This is a genomic window from Arthrobacter sp. 9MFCol3.1, assembly GCF_000620385.1.
Lineage (GTDB): Bacteria > Actinomycetota > Actinomycetes > Actinomycetales > Micrococcaceae > Arthrobacter.
This window is the reverse complement of sequence record NZ_JIBJ01000017.1, coordinates 52,282-74,856: the sequence shown is the minus strand read 5'-3', so window position 1 is coordinate 74,856 and position 22,575 is coordinate 52,282. Positions and strand designations below refer to the sequence as shown.

Below are 22,575 nucleotides of genomic sequence, written 5' to 3'. Positions count from 1 at the left end.
GACATGGACGAGACGATTTTTGATGTTGCCGTCATCGGACTTGGCTACATTGGCTTGCCCACGGCGGCCAGCTTTGCCGCCAAGGGCAAGCGCGTGGCCGGCGTCGATGTAAAGCAGTCGACCATCGACGCCGTCAACAGGGGAGAGGTTCCCTTTGTGGAACCCGACATGGGCGTGGTGGTTTCAGGTGCGGTCAGCCTGGGAAACCTCGTTGCGTTGTCCACCGTACCTGCGGCCGACGCGTTCATCATCGCTGTGCCCACCCCGCTCGCGGAGGGCAACGGCGCCGACCTCTCCTACCTCCGAAGCGCTCTCGAGGCCCTCGCCCCGAAGCTCCGCGGTGGCGAGCTGGTGGTGCTTGAATCGACCTCGCCTCCGGGCACCACGGAGCGCCTGGGCGCCTACCTTTTGGAGCTTCGTCCGGATCTCACCCTGGATACGCCCGGGCCGACCCAGGTGCACGTTGTGCACTCTCCGGAACGCGTACTGCCGGGCCGGATCATGATCGAAATGGTCACCAACGACCGCGTGATCGGCGGCCTCACCGAAGAAGGCGCCCAGCTGGCCAAGCGGCTGTACGAGGTCATCTGTCAAGGCGAGATCCTGCTGACGGACGCCACCACGGCCGAGATGACGAAGCTGGTGGAGAACACGTTCCGCGACGTCAACATTGCCTTCGCCAACGAGCTGTCCCTTATCTGCGACAACCTGGGCATCGACGTCTGGAAACTCATCGAGCTCGCCAACCACCACCCGCGCGTCAACGTCCTCCGTCCCGGCCCCGGTGTGGGCGGCCATTGCATCGCCGTGGACCCCTGGTTCATTGTTGACGCCGTCCCCGAGCACTCCGCCTTGATCCGCACGGCCCGGGAAGTCAATGACTCCAAGCCGCATCACGTGGTCCGGCAGGCTGTAGAGACACTGGCCGACCAGCCCGGGGCAACCGTGGCTGTCCTCGGCTTGGCTTTCAAGGCCAACATCGACGACGTCCGCGAGTCGCCGTCCGTGACGATCGTCCAGGAGCTCGTCCGGCAGCTGCCTGAAAGCACCATCCTGGTTGTTGATCCGAACGTCGAGGAACTCCCGACGGCGCTGGCAGCATCCGGCCTCTCTGTGCTCCACGGCATTGAGGAAGCCGTAGCAGCGGCGGACCTCGTGATGCTCCTGGTGGACCACGACGAATTCCTGACCCTGGACCTGCAGAACCTGGAGGGAAAGAACGTGATCGACACCAAGGGCATCTGGAACCAGCAGGAACCGGACGCTTCCCGATTGCACCTGCCTGTAGGGGCCAGCGTAAGTGGATAGGGGAGACCAAGCCATGTCGGCGTCTATTGAGGAAGAGTTGCGCAACGCCGGCTTTGTCCTCAAGACCCTGCACATGCCGCGGCGGGAGACTCCTCTGGTTCGGATCTTGGTCCGGGCCGCCAACTCGACAGATCTCGAGATCGCCGGGACTGTCGCTTCGCTCCTGGGCTCCGCGTGCCAGGACTTCGCCGTGGATATCCTTGTGGAGCGTAATCGCAGCCGGCACCGGCTGCAGGAGTGGCTAGGCACTGACCCGCGCTTCTCGTTCGCCGCCACAGACGGGCAGGACATTGCCGATTCCGTGTACACGCTGGTCATCAGCGCCGGCACTGCCCTGGGGCTGCACTCGTTGGAAGCCATGATCGACTCCCTGCAGCAGACGCAGGCCATAGTCCTTCGCGCGCTGGTGGACGGGCAGGCCGGTGCCCTCGAATTGTGGCCGACCGGCACTCTTCGCGAGTTGCGGGAATCCGGTGACCCCGAAAGGTCGGCGCGCTCGGCAGGCGGCGAGCGGTGGGTTTCCGGCAGCGCCCTGGGCCTGCATGACTTCCGCCGCCCCAAGCCCAAGCTCCACCTGCGGAAGGGCGCCGCGGCAACCCTTGACCTCAATATCGTGGTCCGGGATTTGGCCGACGCCGCTACCCGCCTCGACTATGAGCAGAAGATCCGGCACCTCGAGGCACGGCTGAAGAAGTCCGAAATCGAGCGCCGCCGTCTGGAGCAGGGGATGGCCCCGAACCGCGGCCTTTCCCGCGCCCGTGCCATTGCCCGTAAGGGCCCGGCTTACATCTTTGGCCAGCTCAAGTCCCGCGCGGGCGGGGCGGGGAGCTAGCAGCATGCAGATCAAGAGCGTTGTCGTCGGCCCGGCAGAGCACTCCATGGCGCAGCTGGCGTTGGACCTTGGACTGGACTACGCCCGCACGGACTGGGAGCACCGCGACCCCAAGACCGCGTCCGATTGGGAACACGCCGTCCCTGCGGATCAATTGTGGTGGGATCACTACGTTGTGCAGACCGAGTCGCTCGCCGAGGCCAGGACGCTGCTTCCCTTGTTCCGCAGCGAGGGACGGGCGCAGCGCTTCGTCCTCGTGATTCGCGGTCTCTTCCCGGCAGCTGATCTGCCGGTCTGGACGCCGCGCAGCCTCCAGGTCAAGGCAGGCACGTCCGCCCTGACCGTACCGGGACTCGGCTTCGCCGTGGTGGTGGAAGGCGGCAAATGGGTGAATGTGCACGCTGCCGCCCTCGCCGCACTGGGCTGTTGCTCGCCTGCCGCGCCGGGGCCGGTACTGGGCGGTCTGCGCGTCGGCATCACGCACCCGGCCGACACCGCCTGGCTCGCCGGCGACGCCTTGGGCAGCTTCATGACCCGCCAGCTGCTGAGCCCTGACCAGGACGACATCTACGCCGTGGACGTCGTGCTCGGCAGCGCCAAGAGCGCGCCTGAGCTCGAGCAGCAGTTCGCGCGGCAGACCGCAGACCAGCCGGCCCGGGTGTCGCCGCCAATCTGGACCCCGCCGGCGGACGCCCTGCCCCCGGTCGATACCGCTGTCATCTCGCCCCTGGGCTTCCTCCCGTACCCGGAGAAGCCGATCCGCACGCTGGAACCGCACGAGCTGGCCGGCGGAGGAGCGCTGGGAGAATCCGGGCTCGCAGCGCTCCGGCCGCACAGCTTCGTAGAAATCGACGGCTCCCGCTTTGACGGTCTGGACCGGCAGCTGGTACGGCGGCTGTCCCAGCTCGCCGTCGGCGGCGTTCCCACGCTGGCGCGCTCCCTGTCCGCCCCGGTCCGCGAGCTGCTCGGCGAGCCGTTGCTGAACCGGTTGGAGGCGTTCGACGCCGGCGACGCGCCGGTGCTGCGCGAATCCAAGTCGATCGACCTCCGGCGGACCGCACTGGACCTCTACAGTCCCCGCGCCGTCTGGAACAACGCCCTGGGGCAGCTCGGGAAGCCGCTCCTTCCCGCACCGTCCGTCAGCGTTGTCCTGGCCACCCGCCGCCCCGAGAAGCTGGCATCCGCCCTGGACCAGCTGGAACGCCAGAGCTGGGGTGCCGTGGAAGTTGTGGTGGTACTGCACGGTTTCGACGCCGACCTGCCCGAGGTCCGGCGCGCCGTCGAGGGTTATTCCCGCGACCTGCGGATTGTCTCTGCCCCCGCGGACGTGATCTTTGGTGACGTGCTCAACGCCGGCGTCGGCGCCGCCAGCGGCGATCTCATTTGCAAGATGGACGACGACGACTGGTACGGCGTGCACCACCTCCGGGACCTCGTCCACGCCAAAGGCTTCAGCGGTGCCACCCTGGTGGGGGCGCAGGTTGAGTTTGTGTATCTGGAAAACCTGGACATCACCACCCGCCGTCCTCCGCTCGGCGAGCAGTACTCGGATCATGTGGCCGGCGGCACCATGATGATCGGCCGGGACGAGCTGCGCGAACTCGGAGGCTGGCGGCCGGTGCACCGCGCCGTGGACCGCTGCCTCCTGCAGGCGGTCCAGGCAGCTGGCGGACTCATCTACCGCTCCCACGGGCAGAACTACATGATGCACCGGCACTCCGGAGCCGATTCCCATGGCGGCCACACCTGGAATCCGGAGGACAGCATTTTCCTGCAGAGTGTGGCCGAGCAGTGGGATGGATTCCGGCCGCCGCCGCAGATCGGTGCCCCGCCGAACCTGCAGGGCGGCCCCCGGCTCGATGTCATGCGCAGCTACTTCTCCCGGGTGCCGGTTCCCTCTCATTCCGCACCTGCCATCACACCCCCCGTTTAGGATGCCCTGCGAATGAAATTTCAACTAGCTCTCCGCAGAATGGGGCGGCTGTCCCCGAAAAAGAAAGCGGCCGCCGCTTGCTTTGCTGTCCTCTTCGTCTTGGTAGTGGTGGCTGCCTATTCGCGCAACCCGTGGCTCCTGGGGGTCCTGGTGGTGGCGTTCACAGGCGTCGTGGTTATCACCGCGATGCGTGTTGATCGACTACTGCGATCGGCCCGGCGGGCAGCCCGTTCTGCCCCTATGAATCCGCGTCCTTTGGAAGCACAGAAGAGGCCGGGCGCCCTGGCCTGGTGGGGGATGACATCCAAAATTCCCAATCCGAAACTAGTTCAACGGCTCACAAAGCTTCGGTCTGTGGATGGCCGCGATATCCTGGTGAGCTCAGTCACCTCGGGCGCGTGGAGCTGGGCGGACATGGCTGCCGGCTTGGAAATGTATAGGATCGGCGGAAAGTCCCGCGAAACCGTGCAGAAGGTTTTGAACGCAGCGCACGGGACCATGTTGCTTCACGTGGGTGATCTTTGCTACAGGCAGAACATTCTCAACGACGACATTCTCAATGCATCGACACTCTACACATTTGTCTATCAGAAGTTTGGAGCAGAACCGTTCCAGAACAAGCGACGCGGTGAGTTCTTCCTCGACGCCCTTGCCCGGACGGGGCAAGGCGCCGAGGTCATACGGCTTCAAGGTCTCTACGACTCAGCCGAGATGAACGCCAACGACCTCCACCTGTACCGGGCTAACGCGGCCAACCCGTTCAAGGACACCACGGCAGACGCCGAGGTCTGGCTCCGCGAGATCAATGAGATCTACGAACGCGCAGGACTGTCACGACTCACGCTGAGGAAAGGGACAGCCCCCGCGTTCCTGCGGCTGGGTGCCGAGGTGCCGGAACCTGTAACCGACGGTCCCCTCGTCAGCATCGTCATGCCGGTCTATCAGCCTGACGAATACACCGACCTCGCGATCCAGTCGGCCATCAACCAGAGCTACCGCAATATCGAGATCATCATCGTTGACGACGGTTCGGTCGGTGGCGCCGCCGACCGCCTCAACAAATGGGCTGCAGAAGACAGGCGCATCAAAGTTGTCCTGAATGGGCAGAATTCGGGAGCGTACTCGTCCCGCAACGTCGGCTACTCGATGGCCAGCGGGGAGTTCCTGACAATTTTCGATGGTGACGACTGGCAGCACCCCCAGAAGATCGAACGGCTTGTCCGGGTTGCCGGAACGCAGCCTGATCGGCGGCTCGTCTCTGCATCTTGGACCCGCACGGACGAGGACCTCTTCTTCCAATACCGAGGCTGGCGCGGCGCATTTATCACTCCAGCGCACGTCTCCACAATGTTCCACGTCGAGACCATCAGGGAAAGGCTGGGTTATTGGGACTCCGTCCGCAAAGCGGCGGATACGGAGTTCATCCTCCGTTACCAGGCCCTGGTCAACAGCAAAGAGCCCTTGGAAGTCAGCAAGGCGCCTATGACGCTTTCCCTCGTTGGCACGTCCAACCTTTCCATCGAAGATTTCCGCCTCGGTTACCGGTCTCCGGACAGGGTGGCCTACAGGGACTCCTACGAACACTGGCACAAGAAGATCCTTTCCGGAAAGCACAGTGGGTACTTGCCCTTCCCACAGGCGCAGCGCGCGTTTCCCGCGCCGCTCCGGTTCCTCCCCGATGCCCGGCAAAGCCTGGACCTTGATATCCTGTTCGTCGGCGATTTTGGCGATGACTCGGGAAGGTCCCAACTCATGTTCGACCACCTGCGTTCGGCCAACGAGCCGGGGCTCCGGATTGGCCTCATGCATTTTCCGAGCCTGCTCCATGCAGACGCCATCGACAAGTCATTTTCGACAGAGCTGCTGGAGACCTTTGCCGAGGGACGGCTTCATCGCGTCGAAATCACCGATCGGGTCACGTCCAAGATCGTCAACATCTACGATCCGACGGCATTCCAATACAGTCGCGAGCTCCGCAGCGGCCACGAGGCCGGGCATGTAGAAATCTGGGCCAGTGAACCGCCTTACAGCCACGCGTCTGATGAACACAAGTACGGTGTCGGAGCCGTTGAGCGCAATCTGATGGCTACGTTCGGCGGCCCGGTCCACTGGAGTCCCTCGGACGCGGCGACTGAACAAGTCCTTTTGGGAACCCGGTGCGGATGGTCGTCCAACGCTGACGGGAGCCGGGGCACCGCGCCGGCAGGGTCCGCTGACAACCAACCTGACGAGTTTCAGCACGAACTAGCAAGCTCAAACGCGGGCCCCTCGAGATAGGAGAGAAAAAGTGACCTTGCCATCCACGACGCCCGACATTGCATGGGATGAGCGGAACGCAGTCAGGATCCGGCGACATGAATCTGCCAGTGACATCGACCACGCGGCATCCGAGGCGTACGAATTCATAGTCCAGGCCAGATCTGGCGGACCTCTCGATATCACCGCGCTGTACGTTCCCAAGGCGTCCAAGACGTTAATAGTCAGCTTCCACGGCTCTCTGCAGCGTTCCAAGTTCACGCTGCCTCGTTTCGAATGGCGGAAATCCCTTGCCCCGCTTGATGCCGCGCAGCTGTTTGTTGCGGACTCGAGCCTGCTCCTGAACGATTCCATGGCGCTGGCGTGGTACATCGGGAATTCCGAACAGGATTTCACCTCGGATGTGGCGGACCTCATCAAGGACATCGCCGCCGCGGCGGGGTACGAGAGGATTCTGCTGACTGGATCGAGCGGCGGCGGATTTGCTTCGTTGGCGATCTCCCGCCAGATCGCGGGTTCGGCGGCCGTGTGTTTCTCGCCCCAGACCCGCGTCGGCGACTACGCCAAGTCGGTTGTAAAAAGGTTTTACAACACTGCATTCCCAGACATGCCAAGCTACGCGGCGGCCGAAAAAAAGTACCGTTCACGGTTCAACCTGCGGCATCTCTACTCAAGCACCCCCGGCAACAACTTTGTTCGCTACGTTCAGAACACTCGGGACACGAACCATTACAACAAGCACTACGTGCGCTTCGCTGAGGTCTGTGGAATTGATCCACTGCTGGGTGGATTCGATTCATCGGGACGAATCGAATTGGTGCCCGAGAGCCTCCAGGAGGGCCACCAGCCGCCACCCCGAGGGCGGTTCCGAGGTCACATCCTGGAAGCGCACGCGCAGTTTTTCGGCGCGGATTTGGGACGCTTAGAGATATGAGCCGAAGCAGTTGATGGAGCAAGTGAGCGTTCCAGCCGCGGGTACGCGGCGAAGCACCTCGGCAAACGGGCACCTCCCGCTTTGGTAGCATGTGCTCTGGTCCCCTCGCCCCTTATGGCTCCTTACGAGATCGCAGGTTCATGAAGTTCAAGATTGTCAATTACCAGGCCCACCGGATCAGCGGTTGGGTGTACGAGCCTGACGCCGGTCAGGCAACGACGGTGTTGGATCTCGTGGTGAACGGGGAGACAGTCTCCGCCCTGACTTGCAACATCTTCCGAGACGAGCTCTCGGCCGAGGAGTTCAGCACCCGAAATGTGGGCTTCCTTGGCAACTTGCCTCCGCAATTCTGGACCGGTGAGGAGCACGACGTTGCCCTGGTCCACCGTGGGACAGGCAATGTCCTCACGAGAAAGGGGCTCAGTACATCAGATTCCAGGATCGCGGGCACGGAGAAGCTCAGCGCCGACTTCAGAGTTACCCCGCAGGGACAGGTGGCCGGGTGGGCAAGCGCCGAGAATCGGCCAGCATACGCCCGAGTGACCGTGGACGGCAATGTCATCGACCAAGGGAGAACCGACCGGCGCGTGCTTCCATGGAAGCGCGACACTGTGGACTTCGACGCCCCCTTTGGCTATATGCGCGGCACCCAGATTCCTTCCGATTTCTTCGATGGGCAGGTTCACAGGGTCCAGATATTCGCCGGTGGTGAGCCGCACGCGCCGGTGCTGGTGCTGGACCAGACGCTGGAGCTTGCGGCAGAGCACAGTGACGCTGCAGCTCGCGAAGCGCAGCGGCTGGAGCATGATGCACCCAATACTTCCTCTGCGTGGCTCAAGCCCGCCCGGGTTCGCTCCGAGATCCGTGTGGCTCGCGTGGCACTGACGGAGTGCTACGCCTCGATCGCTTTGACGGGGCAGCCCCAGTACCGGCGGCTCGTCCTGCGACTGGGGGAGGCGGAAGTGACCCTTACGGCACTGACTGAGTCTCCCGAGAATAACCCCGAGGCCGAGGGGCTCCAGCGTTATGCCGGTGAAATCCCACTTGAGGGCAGGTTCGCCGACTCCATCCCGCTGCACACCCCCGGAGCCGAAGCCGGCAGCACCTATGATCTCCGTCTGGGGGATGCTTCCGGCCGCAGGCCCGCGGGGCTTCCCGAGGCAATCGTTCAGGGCGCCGGCGGGGAGTTCCTGGTTTCAGAGACAGTTCTCGACGGCGGAATGTTCACCGGGTGGGCGTTCCACACAGCCGATCTTGATCTCCCCGTGGAGGTCGTCCTGCGTGAAGTTACTGAGGCGGAGGAGACGGCACTCCACCGGTCCTCGGCTGTATTGAAGAACAAGCACGCCAAACTGCAGCATGGCATCCGACGAGCGGGGTATTCGCTGGCCCTGCCTTCCTCAGTTCTTGAGGGCCGTACTGCCCATCTGCGCCTTGTAGCCGTTCACCCGCAGGGGGAGCGGGTGCTCTGGGAGGACCGCACCTTCACGGCAACCGACAGTTTCCTACTAGCTCAGGCGCTGCAGGCGTCATCCTCAGCCTATGCAACTGAGCTTCTGAGCAATGCAAGGCGAGCTAACCGTCGGGACTTTGTTGAGTCTTTTCTAGGGACGTACCAGCAGGCCCGTGCGGACATCAGCCTGGAAGAGCTTGAAGCGGCGGTGTTCTCCCAAAAGCAGAGCGCCGGCGCCGTGCTGGAGCCTGCGCGAGGGGCGATTTGGTACTGGGTTGAGGAGCTTCGCGTCAATCCAGGCCGGATCCAGTGGTTCACCGCGAACGCGATCCGCAATCGCAATGGCGGAGCCCGCGATGTCCTCGCCTATGCTGCCTCCAAAGGCCGCTATGACTTTGGCCAGCTCCACGGCGTTCTGGAGTCCTACCGCGCACAACTTTTCCGGGAGTCGGCTGCCCGGATGTTGCGCGATGATCATTGGAAATCCGGCGTGCTCGCCATGGCCCGGTTCCTCTTTGCTGCTCCCCGAGATGAGACGGACCAGCTCGATGCTCTGACCCTGTACTCCATGCTCGAAGAATGGCGGGATCTGAAGGACATTGCCGGCGTCGACCGCGCGTTTTATGGTGACCTTCTTCGGTGGCGTGGTGAATTCGCAGAATCCGGCAGGGTGCTCACAACGGTAGATCCCGATATCGAGCATGACTACTCGCAGAACCTATTGGCGCTCAACGCAGTCAACCCTCACCTGACTGGGGTGCCTGGTGACGCCGATGTTTGGCTGGCCGGCTTTAACGAGTTGCTTAGAGAAGGCGGGGCCGCCCCGATCTCGATCCAGGAAGACAGCGTCAGCTTCTACAACGTCACCACGAACCTACCCCCGGCCACTGAGGATCCGGACGCCCCCCTGGTGACCGTCATCATGCCAATATACGAACCCAGCGCCGCAACCAACACCGCGGTGGATTCCCTCTTGCGGCAGACTTGGCGCAAGCTCGAGATCATCATGATCGACGACTGTTCACCCGAGCAGGACGCCGACGGCCGACCCACCCCGTACCGGCAGCAGCTGCAGGACCTTGCCGCGCGTGACCCCCGCATTCGTCTGGTGCTCAATGAGGTGAACCGTGGTTCCTACTCCGTGCGCAATGATGCACTCGATCTTGCCACCGGCGACCTCATCACTGTGGCGGATAAGGACGACTGGCACCACCCCCAGCAGATTGAGCTGCAGGTTCGCGACTTCTTGGCAGCGCCCGAACGGGTGGCGAATATGACCAATTGGGTTCGCGTGGACGAGCAGCTGACTCTGGTGCTGCGCTCCGCCACGGGACGGGTGGTATACCCTTCCATGGCCTCCTTGATGTTTCGACGCGATCCAGTGCTGAAGGACCTCGGCTACTGGGACACCGTCCGCAAATCCGGAGACTCGGAGTTCAAGAGCCGCATCGAGAACTACTACGGCATCACCGTGGAACTGATCACCCAGGCGCCCCTGGCCTTCGCGCTCATGGACGGTGCAAACCTGACTCGTGATGACATGGGCGTTGGCTACCTCGCTCCGGAACGCCGGGCTTACCTTCGTGGCTATAAGAGTTGGCATCGTGAGATTCGGGAATCCGGCGAATCACCCTACATGCCGAAATCGATGGAAGGGCGGCGCTTCGTCGCCCCGGCGGCTTACCTGCCAGGGGCTCGCCGGGAAGGGCCCGCCCAATATGACGTGGTCTTCGCCTCGGAGTTCGGTTTCCTCGCCGGCAACTCCACGTCGCTCTTCAATGAGATCTCAGTCTGTCTAAACGCTGGCCTCCGGGTCGGCGTGATCCCGATCCAGAACGGCCTGATCCCGTCGGCTTCCAAGCGGCAGTTCAGCCGCAAGATCGATGATCTGGTACTGACTGGTCAGGTGGATCGGCTGTCCCTGGACACCGAAGCTGAGACTGACCTTCTGGTCGTGCGGTGGCCCACGGCGCTGCAGGTGGCTCCGGACGTGCCCGCCAGGTTGACGACCAAGAAGGCCGTCATCGTCTCCAATCACCCGCCGTTCGAACCGAGCGGAGAGCGGCGTAGCTATGACATCGGTGTTGTCACCCGCAATATCGAGGGGCTTTTCGGTGTGCGGCCGCTGTGGGCGCCGCAGAGTGAGCAAATCGGTGCCATGATCGCGCCACTCATGCCGGCCTCGGACCTGACAAGCTTCTCTTGGAAGGGCATTATCGAGCTCAAGGAGCAGGCGAGCCACAACCGCTACCGGGCGGGCCGGCCGACGATTGGACGGCATGCGCGCGATGACGCCGCAAAGTGGCCCTCTGACCGTCAGGTCTTTAAGCAGGTCTATCCGGCTGACGGCTCTGCGAATGTCTGCATACTCGGTGGCGCCAAGGTGCCGGTGCGGAAGGGCTTTCTCCCGCGGAACCCGCCCTCTTGGGAGATCTATGTGTTCAATGAGATCAGTGTTGAAGAGTACCTGTCGGAGAAGATCGACTTCTTCGTCTATTTCCACAGCGACGGCTGGCTTGAAGCCTTTGGCATGGCCATCCTCGAAGCCATGAGCTACGGGGTGGTCTGTGTTTTGCCACGCCACTTTGAACCAGTGTTCAAAGATGCGGCGGTCTACGCTGAGCCGGACCAAGTTAAAGATGTCATCAACGAGTTGTGGGATGCGCAGCGCTATGCGCAACAGCAGCAGCGCGCGGTCCGTTTTATCGAGCAGGAATGTACTCCGGAGGCCTATCTGAGGCGCTTGTCCGGCCTAGGCGTGGAAGTCGAGCAGAATGAAAGCTAAGAAGACATCAATCAAGCATCTGGACAGCGTCCCGCGCCACACCTGGACGGGCCCGAAAGATCTCGACGTCCAGGAGCGGGGCCTCTACACAGAGCATTCCGAGGGTGAGCAGTTTGACTTCGTCTTCGACCCCAAACCTGAGACGGGGCGCCTCATAGTGTTCTTCTCGGGAGACGCCCGACGAAGCACGTTCGAGCCGCCCGTATTCCAGCGTTGGAGCTGGGCCTCCAAGTTCCAGGCCAGCTGCCTGTACTTCTCAGACCCAGCGCTCTACCACCACAGTAATCTCGGGCTGGCCTGGTACGCCGGCAACAGCGGGGGCGACTACCTGGCACACATAGCCGAGATCGTGGCTTCCGTAGCGAACACTATTGGCGCTGGCGAGGATCAGGTCTTCTCCTACGGGTCCAGCGGTGGAGGATTCGCAGCACTGCGCTTCGCGCGCTACTACCGTGGGCTCCAAGTGATCGCGATCAACCCGCAGACGGACTTGTGGAAGTACCCCGTGAAGTGGACCAACCGCATGTCCAAGGTCTGCTACGGCGCAGATGATCTGGGGGGAGTCCCACAGGATCAGGCGTACAAGTTTACAGCCCTTGATCCCGAGGTGACGGCGGGAGCCCGCAGTATCTTCCTCGCCCAGAACCTGCAGGACACTGACCACTACGAGAACCACTACACGCCCTTTAGAAAGTACATTGAGTCCTCCGTCCATGCGGAGAAGCTCACGATCTGCGAATTCTCAGATGAATCCGGTCACGCCGGGGCAGAAAACCAAGAGACCTTTGACGAGATACTGACCCACTTGAAGTAGGGGCCCGTGTCTGGATGCTTTCACTAGTGATACCGAGGGAACGACAATGTCTAATCGACTAATTGAGAAGGTAGCTGTGCGCTTGAACCTGGCGGACCTAACGGGATCGTCCGACGATGCCTGGAAAGCCGCGCTCAAAAAGACGTCCCAGGCGTGGGTTGAGCAGGACATGTCGCAACTCGCAGACATCCAGGAGGCACTCGAGGAGGAGCCAACGACCTACGCAGTTGTGGTCTACCGAAGTCCCGTAGAGCAGTTGGTCGAAGCCCTCCTGAAAGGGGAAGAGCTGGAGCAGGCCATCGCCGAATGGCAGGATTTCGCGGGTTCGCTCCTGGAGTTGCACAACAGGTTCCCGCACCGGATGTCGCTCGGCCCGTGTCCTTCATCACCTGCCGGCCTTGACAACCTCGTCGATCACGTCGCCCGATCAACAAATCTTCCGCTGAAACTTTCAACCGACACAAAACCCAGTGTGTTGCCCTCGGCCCAGGACCGAGAGCCAGAAAAATACGGAATGCAGCTGGCCGCGCTTCTACTCTTGGATCTCCCTGGAGCGAAAGTGCTGGCAGATCAACTTGAAGCTGCAAGTGTCCGAGCGGTACAGAAGCCGTCCAGCCCTGATCTAATTGCGGAATTTTTGACGTCTCGAAGCAAATTGCTTCAGGATCGCGCAGATTATTTAAATTTGAGGGCAAATAATCGTGACCAAAAGAAGGAATTGGACCGCATCAAGAAAGAGAATGCGCTCCTAATTCCCCAGCTTCACCGCACGCAGGAAGAACTTGAGAGGGCGCTTCTCGACAAACAGTCTCTGATGGCCAAGGTCCATGAAATGCGCAAGGGCCGGGACTACCGCAAAGCCAAAATCCAACAACTCGAACGCGAGCTAGAAGAGCAATCCGGCAAGCTCGAATGGCTTCGTTCTGTCCGTGATCAGCACCGCAACTCTGCAAGGGAACTGCGGGTCGAACTGAAACAGGCAAAGGCCGCTATGCACTCTCATGAAAAGCAAGTTGAGACACTGAGTGCAGAGTTGAAATCCATCAAGAGCTCGCGGTCTTGGCGGTACACGAGAGTACTTCGCCAGGTCGACGGCGCGCCAGACCGCCGAGTTTGACGAGTCCACACATTGTTCGACGTTATTCGCCCGCGCCGCTCTGTGCCGCCGGGGAAGCCGCTATGAGCTCATGGACGCCCCTACAGGGGTTGACTACCAGGGAGGTCTGCATGCCTCGGCGGTTGAGATCATCGACCTCGAGATTCAAACGCCGTTGCGCGCCGTGCAGTGCCGGCTTGAGACGAATTTTCCTACAAGTACAGGACTAACGATTTGATGAGTGATTTCGCAGGTAACGACGGACTTAAGGCTGCAAACATTGCCCACCGTCAGGGTCACTTGGATCAGGCCGGTTTGCTGTACGCGGAGGCAATGCGCCGGCTCCCATCCCTCCGCAATGCCGTAGAGTTCAATATGAAACTCATGGCGGCCAGGGGATGGCGGGGCACTGGCCTGAATAGGTTCGAGCAGGCTGTGCACCAGCCTGGCGTCTACTGGCAACGTCTCGCACTCTTGATGGACGCAGTCAACTTTCGGGCTGAGCACCGCAGCGCGGTCGATCGCAGTGAGGTGAGGATCGACAAGATTCTCGGGAAGTCTCAACTCGACAGGGAAGAATCGGGGAACCGCAAGGTTTCTGTGATCATGCCGACGTTCAATCGGGCAGAAATAATCGCAGACAGCATTGAATCCGTCCTCAACCAAGATTATTGGAACTTTGAACTGATAATTGTCGATGACGGTAGCACCGATGCTACTCGCTCAGTAGTTGAGAGTTTCAACGACAATCGAGTCCGCTACCTCTATCAAGACAATTCGGGGGCCGGAGCAGCCCGCAACGTCGGACTGGCTGTTTCGACGGGTGACATAATCGCATATCTGGATACCGATAACCTTTGGAATCCGCGTTACTTGAGCGTGGTGGTCGAGACTTTTGCGAGCAACTCAGGGCGCTCGGCCATGTATATGGACTTCGTCGACTATCATGTCCGTTCCGATGACACAATAAAATTACGATCGTATCGCCGACCTGAATTTGATCACGAGGCGCTTCTTCAGAAACCCTATATTGACCTGAACACGTTCGCCCACCGCCGCGAACTATATAAAGTGCTCGGCGGTTTTGACGAGTCGCTGCGACGTCGTCAGGACTACGACCTGGTCTTGAAGTACACGTGGTTGCGGGATCCATTGCACGTACCTGTAATCGCCGCTCTTTACTTGCGAGATGTCAAGCTAAAACAAATTACGAGCATGAATAGGCAGGATACTTTTAGCCCTGCCCGAATTAACCAAACGATTGAATCCTACTTTAAATCCGGCCTTCCTCTCAATCCTGAGAAAAAGAAGATTTCTGTGATTGTCTGGGATCGTTGCAGAAATCACTTTTCCAAGCCTTATGCTGTAGCGGAGGCTCTGTCCAAAACCCATGAGGTCGAACTCATTTCCTTTGATTTCTTTGACGAAGGTGTTTTTGGACCGCTGAAGCAAGCCGCCCCCGCCTTTGTCACTAAATACTTCAAGGGAAGTGACTTTCCGAGTTTTTTCCACGCCATGGAGGCGGCGATGGAAGCAGTAACCGGCGACCTCATGTACGTGGTGAAGCCGAGGCTTCCGAGCTTCGGTCTGGCGATGCTAGTCAACGAGAAGAAAAGCATCCCATTCGTTCTTGAAATCAATGACCTTGAAACCGTGGTTAGTTCGCCGCGAGTAGGTGACATGCACACCGAGCTGGATTTCCAGGATTTCGATGTCTCTGACGATGAGCTACTCAACCCTTATTCCTTGGCATGGTCCCGTCTGCTTGATCCTCTTGCCAAACGCGCACCAGTTCTCATGACCCACAATCGTGGCCTGGATGACCACTACGCTAATTCTTCGATGTATATGCGGAATCTGAAAGACGAGGAAGTATACGATCCTGACCGATTCGATCGCGAGGAGGTACGTCGCGAGCTTGGGTTCACCAAGGACGACCGCGTCATCCTGTTTGGCGGCCTTATTCGTAAACATAAGGGCATATACGAGTTAGTTGAACTTATCGAGCGACTCGCGGACCCTCGGTACAAGTTGCTGTTCATAGGATCGCGTGTCACGCCTGATCAGGAGGCGCTCGTCAGGAGGTTCGGCGATAGGATTGTCAGCCTACCTGCGCAGGACCGTGAAGGAATGGCGAGGGTCAACCTGGCGGCAGACTTAGTCATTCTGTGGCTGAACCCGGCTGTCCCCGCCAGTCACTACCAGTTCCCGTACAAGGCCACCGACGCTTTCGCAATGCGCACACCCGTCATTGCTAATAGCATCTCCGACTTGGGTGATCTGGGCCGCCAGAATTACCTGTCACTAGTCGATTTTGGCGACTGGGACGGAATGCTCGCGGCGGTAAGGAATGTCTTCGACGATCCCACGGCCACAGAGATCATGACAGAAGCTGCACGCCGACTTTACCTGCGGCAATTCTCGTACGCGGCTGCAAGGGCCAACGTGGAGATCGCCAAGGTCCGGCTGGGGGACCATGGGGACGCTCCCTACCCCATATCAGAAGAGTTCGGCGAAGCATATAGGCGAATGCGCACGGACGTTGAACGGCGCTCCGCTGCATCGGGGCGTTCTCAGAACGAGTCCACTCAGGTTGTCACGGTTTACACGGATGCCCTACCCACTCCTGAGCAGGTGCCTCATGGAGACATCATTGCATTTGTGCTGGCGGATTCGGCCGAAGACGGCGCCGCAGCGTCGCGTCTCATCGAGCAGCGCGCAGATTTTCCCGTCTCTACTATCCTCATTGTGGAGGAGGACGGGAGAGCGCCGGCGAAAGCGGCGCTGAGCCGACTCCTGTCGCAGTCGACGGCGAAGTACGTACTCGTCACATCGAGTGATGCGCTTCCTAGCCGCGAATGGGTGCGGAAGGCATACGCGTCCGTCACGGATCTGGGGGTGACGCTTGTGCGGGCTCAAACCGGCCTTAAAGTCCAGAACCACGAGCGTTGGATGCATGTCTTCGGCGCACGTCGGGCCTATGAACGGTATTTGAACGAAGGCCCGGTGGGGGGAGACGAGCCACCGGTTGCGCGTGACCTTCTACTGGTGGAGGGCGTCCTTGCTCCTTCTCCGGCCGAAGATGGTCAGGATGATGCCACTGAGGGCGGGGAGATACATGTGGTCGACGTTCGGGACCTGGAAGGATCCGGTGACCCTCGCTTTCATCGTCGGATTAGCGTGATCATGCCCTGCATTAACCGTGAGGCCGGGCTTCGTGCCGCAAAGCTGCTCCGGTCTCGGGCTGGCGTCGAGGCGGATTTTGTCGTCGTTATCGACTCGCGCCGGGCAGGATTTATTCGGACTCTAAACGTTGCGGCTCGTCGCACGGAGGCCGACTATGTTGTCTATCTGGCCGAGGACGCATTCCCTGGCGAAGACTGGCTGGCAACCGCTTCCTCCGCGCTGCGCGATACCGGATCAAAGCTGTTGGCTTTCAATTGCGGCAAGTGGCACGGGCGTGTTGCCGCATTTGGAATGGTCAACAAGAGTTGGGCATATTCGTTGTACGGTGACCAGATACTGTTTGAAGGATACAGGTCGCACCGGGCGGACAACGAGATCACGGTAATTGCGCGAGCTATGAAGGTATATACCTATTGTCGAACCGCTGTGCTGTTTGAGAATGATGTTAAAAAAGATTTTCATCGTGCTGAGAATGATGCATCGAACTTCACAGAAATCGATAAAAATCTGTTCAAGAAGCGATATAAAGAGGGTTTCGATGGCCGAGTGGGGCAGGATGTCCTAAGCCCTCTGTACGCCGAGTACTTTGAGCAGAGAAGGCTTCGTGATGAAGCGCCCCCGTTGTTGATCGAGTAGACGAGCATTAGCGCCACTAGAGTTGTCCGAGGCCGTCAGGAGGCGCCGCTAAGGATCCCGGACGTCACTTTCGCGAGAATAGTCGATTAGTAGTTGCCGGTGGGCTGCGCTCTCGGTTAGGTTGCCGCCGGTGCGCAGGAGCCCGCCACATCCGGCGCGGCCGGGCCTCATCGATCTCCGGGCCGCGGCAGCCCTTGACCTTGAGGCCACGTTCGGTCGTTCCTCTGTTGCCGCCTTGGGCCCAGCGAGACCAAGTAGAGACGCTGAAACGCGACTGCGGAGAGGCGCCTGCCCTCACTCCGGAGGTTGGTATACGGGCGGGAAAGAACACCGACGCCTGCGGGCGGTGTGAGATCATCTCTGGTATGAAAGGTCTCATTTCGTCGCTCGCTGCAGCTAACCTTGCCCTGCGGGAGGGACGCCGGGAAGAAGCCGTCTCGCTGTACTCTGCAGCCAGAGAAGCTACGCCCGAACTCAGGACGCACATCGATTTCAACTTGGACTATTTGGGTCGAGAACTCCAGGGGGAAGAGAAATCACGAGTTGTTGTCGCCTCCGCCGAATCGCCAGCGTCAAAAGAACGGCTTCCAGCTGAGAGGGCACTCGTTATTGTCGTTGCACAGTCACTAGCAGAAGCTGGCCGCACCGCTCGACTAGTTTCCAGAAGAGCAGGTACCGTCATTGGTATTGTGGTGCTAATAGAGGGCAGGACTCCGCGTTCAACACAAACGGTTATAGGAGAAATTCTTAGTAACACCCGAGCGGAGTATTCGCTAGTCGTAAAATCGGGGACATTTCCCGGGTCCAACTGGCTCGAGAATGCATACGCAGGCGTGGTAGATGGCGTCACTGAGGCAGTGTATGCAAACACGGCTCGCGCACTTAGCGACCAAAATGCCGACCCAAGTTGGATGAATTTATTTGCTCTGACCTCAAAATTGGAAGAAGTGGTGCGTGGGCAAGATGACGGGACTGAGTACACTGCCAAACTCGACTTCTTGCTGGTAGACGTTTCCCCTCCATTAGTCAGTTCCCCGCAACCTGACTCGCCCGGAGAGTCGCTACACATCGTGTCTGCCCCAGATCTGCCGCTGGGTGACTCGTTACTGTTCACCAAGGACGTGTGTGTGGTCATGCCTTGCATAGATCTTGACGCCGGACGCCGCACTGTTGCCCTGCTGGCCGAAAGGTCCGGCCTGGCGGCTGATTATGTGCTGGCAGTCGACACTGATCGACAAGGCTTCATCGCCACGCTCAATCAAGTGGCACGGCGGACTTCCGCTCAATACGTTGTTTATCTCGCGCAAGATGCGTGGCCTGGAGAAGACTGGCTGCTTAGCGCTTATGAGCGAATCCGTCACGAGAGAAAGTCCTTGTTGGCTTTTAATTGCGGCAAGTGGCATGGCCGAGTCGCGGCCTTTGGAATGGTGGAAAGGACTTGGGCGCATGGCCTCTACGGTGACGAAATTCTCTACGGAGGATATCAATCCCACCGGGCTGACAACGAACTTACGGTAATCGCCCGTGCGCAGGGAAAGTTCGTTTATGCGCCTGAATGCGTACTTCTAGAGAATGACTCCGACAAGGCTTTCCGCCGTTCCGAACGCGAGGCGGGCCACTTCAGACGTGAGGATGCACGGTTGTTTCGACAACGGTTCCGTGACGGCTTCGGTGGCCTGGCAGACCGAGATTATTTGGAAGCGCTTCACGATGAGTACCTAGACTTGCCAGCCTTCAACGCGGCGCGGCCGAAGATGGAGTTCAGCTAGCCCAGCACGCAGTGCATGAAAGGCCGCAGGGCCCGTCGTTTACCGGACAGGACGGACAGGTTTGGTCTCTCAGCAATGTGCCGGCTGATGCGACGGTCGCCGACCTGAGCTCGGACCAAGGCGCCGAGAGGGTCGATCCGCCCAGCTGAGCGTAGCTACAAGCGAATTCCATGGCGGAATTCGGAGTCCCCGTCCTCGGCGCCGAAGAGTTGCGAATTGCGACAGCTTTGTGCGCGAACGCACATGCCGGGATAGCGGCCCGTCCGTCTCAGCTTGTTACCATGGGTCGGTTCATTAATGTCCAAAGAACAGGGAACGCCACCAAACATGTCGTCGGCAACAAACGACCCGCGCGCGGTCAAAACACCAAAGACGCTCAAGGACCTAGGCATAGCCCACGGACGCATCAACAAGATTAAGGGCCGCAGCGTTACCGGCTGGCTCTACTCGCCGACTCGGGATGTCACGCCCGTTCTCATGGTTGATGGGCGTCCCGCGACCCTCATTGAATGGCCAACCCAGCGGACGGACGTTGAAGCTGCACTCGGCGTGACGGGGAAGTTGGGGTTCGAGTTTCAGATGGATGGCACGGAGGTAGGTGCCAAGATTGAGTTGTTTGCCCTTAGCGGACAGAGGCTTCATAAGATCTATCAAGAATACGCCGAACACGCGGTTCCGGATCTCAGCGTCTTTCGCCAGTTTGATCGTATTGCAAAGATTTCCCAACAGAGCGACGCTGTCGCCATCACATCATGGGACGGCGCCCATAATCCAATCGGCCGAGCTAAAGTGCTCTACGATATTGCGCAGACCCGACGACCTGCAGCCATCGTAACGTATTTGTTCCAGGAGTTCGGCGGCCAACTCTGGAAACCGCTGGCGGAGAACGACGTTCCTCTTTTGACCATCCCTTGGAATGACCGCGCACGCTACCATCGAATACTTCGTGCAATGAATGTTAACTTTCCGACGGTATGGATCTGCAAACCGCGTCTCCCGAATTTTGAACTGGCATCACAGATTGCCGCCGAGGACGCAAAGCTGATTCTCGACTTGGATGATAACGATGATCATTTTTCGGAATCTATTCCGTCGCGAATGAAAATTTATGGATCATCAGGACTGGGTCAAAGCAAATACTATCAAAACCGCGTTCAGGCCCGAACCGTGGCAAGTGTTACGCTCCGCGAATCGTACGGCGGAGAAATCGTTCGCCACGCTCGGGCAGAGGCCCCCGAAATTCCGATGGGTGTGGACGCGTCCGAGACAGATCCGCGCGCAGATTCGGCCGACCGTTCCACCAAGCACATTGGCTTCATCGGAACGGTGAGAACGCACAAGAATATACTTGCGGCAGCGAAATCGATTTCCGTAATCAATTGGCGCTATAAGCAAAACCTGAAGTTCCACGTTTATGGAGATGTGCAGCCTGAGGCTCTGAAGCGGGATCTTCTGGAGCACGGTGTCCAACTCAAGGGGATCGTCCCCGCGGGGCAACTGTATGCGGAGCTGTCGCGCATGGACTTGGTACTGACGGGCTTCCCTTCCCCTGAAGGCAAGGACGAAGAAGTCACTAGGTATCAGATCACTTCCAAGATCGGGGATGGCCTGGCAGTCAAGCGCCCGGTGCTGGTACCGGACGGCCCCAGTGTTGCGGACCTAGTCAATACCCCTGGTGTCTTTGCCTTCGATGAGGTCAACTTCCCCCAGAAAGTCGTTGATGCGCTGGCCTTCAAGGGAGAAATCTCCCTGCCGCCGCAGTTTACGCTGGCGGGCGCGTATCAAGGCTTTGCCGACGCCGAGGTCGAGGCGTCCAAGCAGCCGCGTGCGGCTGAGGTATTCGCCAATTCCGTCCTGTGGCAAGATCGCGACGCCGGCACCGCCACTCGTCCCACCCTCCTACTGCTGTGGAAGCAGCATGACGCTGGCATATACGGCCGGCGCATAGACCAGATCGCGCGCTCCTATAAGAAACGCTATCCAGGCCATGATGTTCGTGTCTTGGAATTGTGGCATGAAAAGGACGGGGAGGCATACGTCAAGCGATCCTCGAGCCACATGTCTGATGCGGGAAATGTACTGACATCTGCTGGCCGCAAGATTGATGGCTCCCATGTTGACGCGGATGGGATTAGCTTCGACATGATGGACTATAACTCCAGCGCGGATTTGGATCAAGAAGTGTTCCGGTATCTGACTAATAGATCAATTCTGCCGTCCAATACGGTCGTTATCCTCTTCCCATTCATTAAGTTCTATGAGAAGCTCCGGGATACGTTTTCTCCGTATACAAAAATTGTCGATGTGGTGGACAATCAGCTCTCGTGGAGCAACCTGAATACTGATCGTGGCCGTCAGGTTGCGATGCAGTACAACACGATGCTCGCGAATGCGGACGCTGCAGTGTTCAATTCTGCTGTCAATATGGAGTACTTTACCGATGCAGACATCGTCCCTAGCAGTGTTCCGGCGCACATTATTCCCAACTGGTACACGCCTCCGGCCGGAGCGAACAACCTTGCTCGCGATCAGCGGGTGTCTTCCGAGTTCAATGTCGTGTACAGCGGCAATATGAATGACCGCATCGACTGGGACATAATTCGCGCCACTGCCGAGATTAGCGAGAAGATCGTTGTGCACCTGGTCGGGGCGGCAGACAGGGCGCCAGCGGGGTTCTTCGAAATTTTGAAGCTCAAGAATGTTCTGTATCACGGACCGCAGACCGAGCGATTCTCGCTTTCGTTGCTCTCTAACGCCCAGCTGGCAATCATGCCCCATGTGCCGGACGACGTATCCAATTTCATGAACCCCATGAAGTTGCATATGTATCGGGCCGTGGGTGTTTCAACCATCGCTACCCAGGTTGAAGGCATCGACCCGGATCTCGATTCTGCGACCGTGTGCCCGTCGAGAGCCGATTTTGTCGAGGCTGTCAGCTTGAAGTTCGCCCAATGGTCTGGCAGCGGCGGGCAGACGTTGCGGGTTGAACCGCGACATTCAGCTTCCGAGCACGAAGAAAGGTATCTGGGGCTGATCCATTCGATTGCCCCCTGGACGCGGGCCGATTCTCGGGCACAAGACTCTGCTGAGAACGAAATCGGTGGGGGGCTGGTCAGTACCTTGAACCGAGCTGCCCTGGGAATCTAGCAAGGCTGTATAGCAGGAGCCGCACATCGGCAGTCGTTCTGGCCGCCGTGGGCGTTCCTGCTGACCAGTTGACTTCCTGGAGCCGGTGTCAGCCCCGACCAGTCACACTGGTCGGGGCTGGCGTTTGGGCTGCGTCGTTGACGTGCGGTGATGGTGGAAGTTTGGCTCGTGTTCACGCACTGTTGGGTTCTTCATTCGGGTGTCGTGCTGCCCCGGCGCGCCCGTGAGCCGCTGGGGAACGCTGCCCGATGTGTCACCGATCTCGGTGGTGGATCGTCGCCGGCGGTATGGGGTCCGGTCGCCCCGGCCGGCTGGTAGGGGAATCGACATCGTTGTTGGACCTGGCCCGATTCATGTGCCCGGTTCGTGTGTTCGGGCTGTGGATGATGTAGCGGATGGTTTGCCACTTGTATGCAGAAGACATAA

General features: G+C 59.6%; 11 protein-coding genes. All 11 read left to right on the top strand.

The window, feature by feature from the left end; all coding sequences use genetic code 11:
* Positions 1-3: 3 nt before the first annotated feature.
* Positions 4-1,308, top strand: coding sequence for a UDP-N-acetyl-D-mannosamine dehydrogenase (wecC, locus tag C560_RS0115325; RefSeq protein ID WP_026538856.1), 1,305 nt, complete (start codon positions 4-6; stop codon positions 1,306-1,308).
* Between the two features lie 13 nt (positions 1,309-1,321).
* Positions 1,322-2,140 (top strand): hypothetical protein, encoded by an 819-nt coding sequence (locus tag C560_RS0115320; protein ID WP_026538855.1) that lies wholly within the window; start codon positions 1,322-1,324, stop codon positions 2,138-2,140.
* A gap of 4 nt (positions 2,141-2,144) precedes the next feature.
* Positions 2,145-4,073 (top strand): glycosyltransferase, encoded by a 1,929-nt coding sequence (locus C560_RS22715; RefSeq protein ID WP_051533222.1) that lies wholly within the window; start codon positions 2,145-2,147, stop codon positions 4,071-4,073.
* Positions 4,074-4,085: 12 nt separating this feature from the next.
* Complete coding sequence (locus tag C560_RS0115310; protein ID WP_081801736.1) at positions 4,086-6,350, top strand: glycosyltransferase family 2 protein; 2,265 nt, start codon at positions 4,086-4,088, stop codon at positions 6,348-6,350.
* 10 nt (positions 6,351-6,360) lie between these two features.
* On the top strand, positions 6,361-7,263 hold the full coding sequence (locus tag C560_RS0115305) for a hypothetical protein (protein ID WP_026538853.1): 903 nt from the start codon (positions 6,361-6,363) through the stop codon (positions 7,261-7,263).
* A 140-nt stretch (positions 7,264-7,403) separates the two neighbouring features.
* On the top strand, positions 7,404-11,501 hold the full coding sequence (locus C560_RS0115300; protein WP_026538852.1) for a glycosyltransferase family 2 protein: 4,098 nt from the start codon (positions 7,404-7,406) through the stop codon (positions 11,499-11,501).
* The gene (locus tag C560_RS0115295) at positions 11,491-12,315 is read left to right on the top strand and encodes a hypothetical protein (protein WP_026538851.1); all 825 of its coding nucleotides are present in this window, start codon (positions 11,491-11,493) and stop codon (positions 12,313-12,315) included. Before C560_RS0115300 ends, C560_RS0115295 begins: the two co-directional genes overlap by 11 nt.
* Positions 12,316-12,361: 46 nt before the next feature.
* Complete coding sequence (locus C560_RS0115290; RefSeq protein ID WP_155855802.1) at positions 12,362-13,432, top strand: hypothetical protein; 1,071 nt, start codon at positions 12,362-12,364, stop codon at positions 13,430-13,432.
* 216 nt (positions 13,433-13,648) lie between these two features.
* Complete coding sequence (locus C560_RS0115285; RefSeq protein WP_026538849.1) at positions 13,649-17,233, top strand: glycosyltransferase; 3,585 nt, start codon at positions 13,649-13,651, stop codon at positions 17,231-17,233.
* 365 nt (positions 17,234-17,598) lie between these two features.
* The gene (locus C560_RS23395) at positions 17,599-19,002 is read left to right on the top strand and encodes a glycosyltransferase family 2 protein (protein WP_155855801.1); all 1,404 of its coding nucleotides are present in this window, start codon (positions 17,599-17,601) and stop codon (positions 19,000-19,002) included.
* Positions 19,003-19,299: 297 nt separating this feature from the next.
* Positions 19,300-22,149 (top strand): hypothetical protein, encoded by a 2,850-nt coding sequence (locus C560_RS0115275; protein WP_155855800.1) that lies wholly within the window; start codon positions 19,300-19,302, stop codon positions 22,147-22,149.
* Positions 22,150-22,575: the final 426 nt, after the last annotated feature.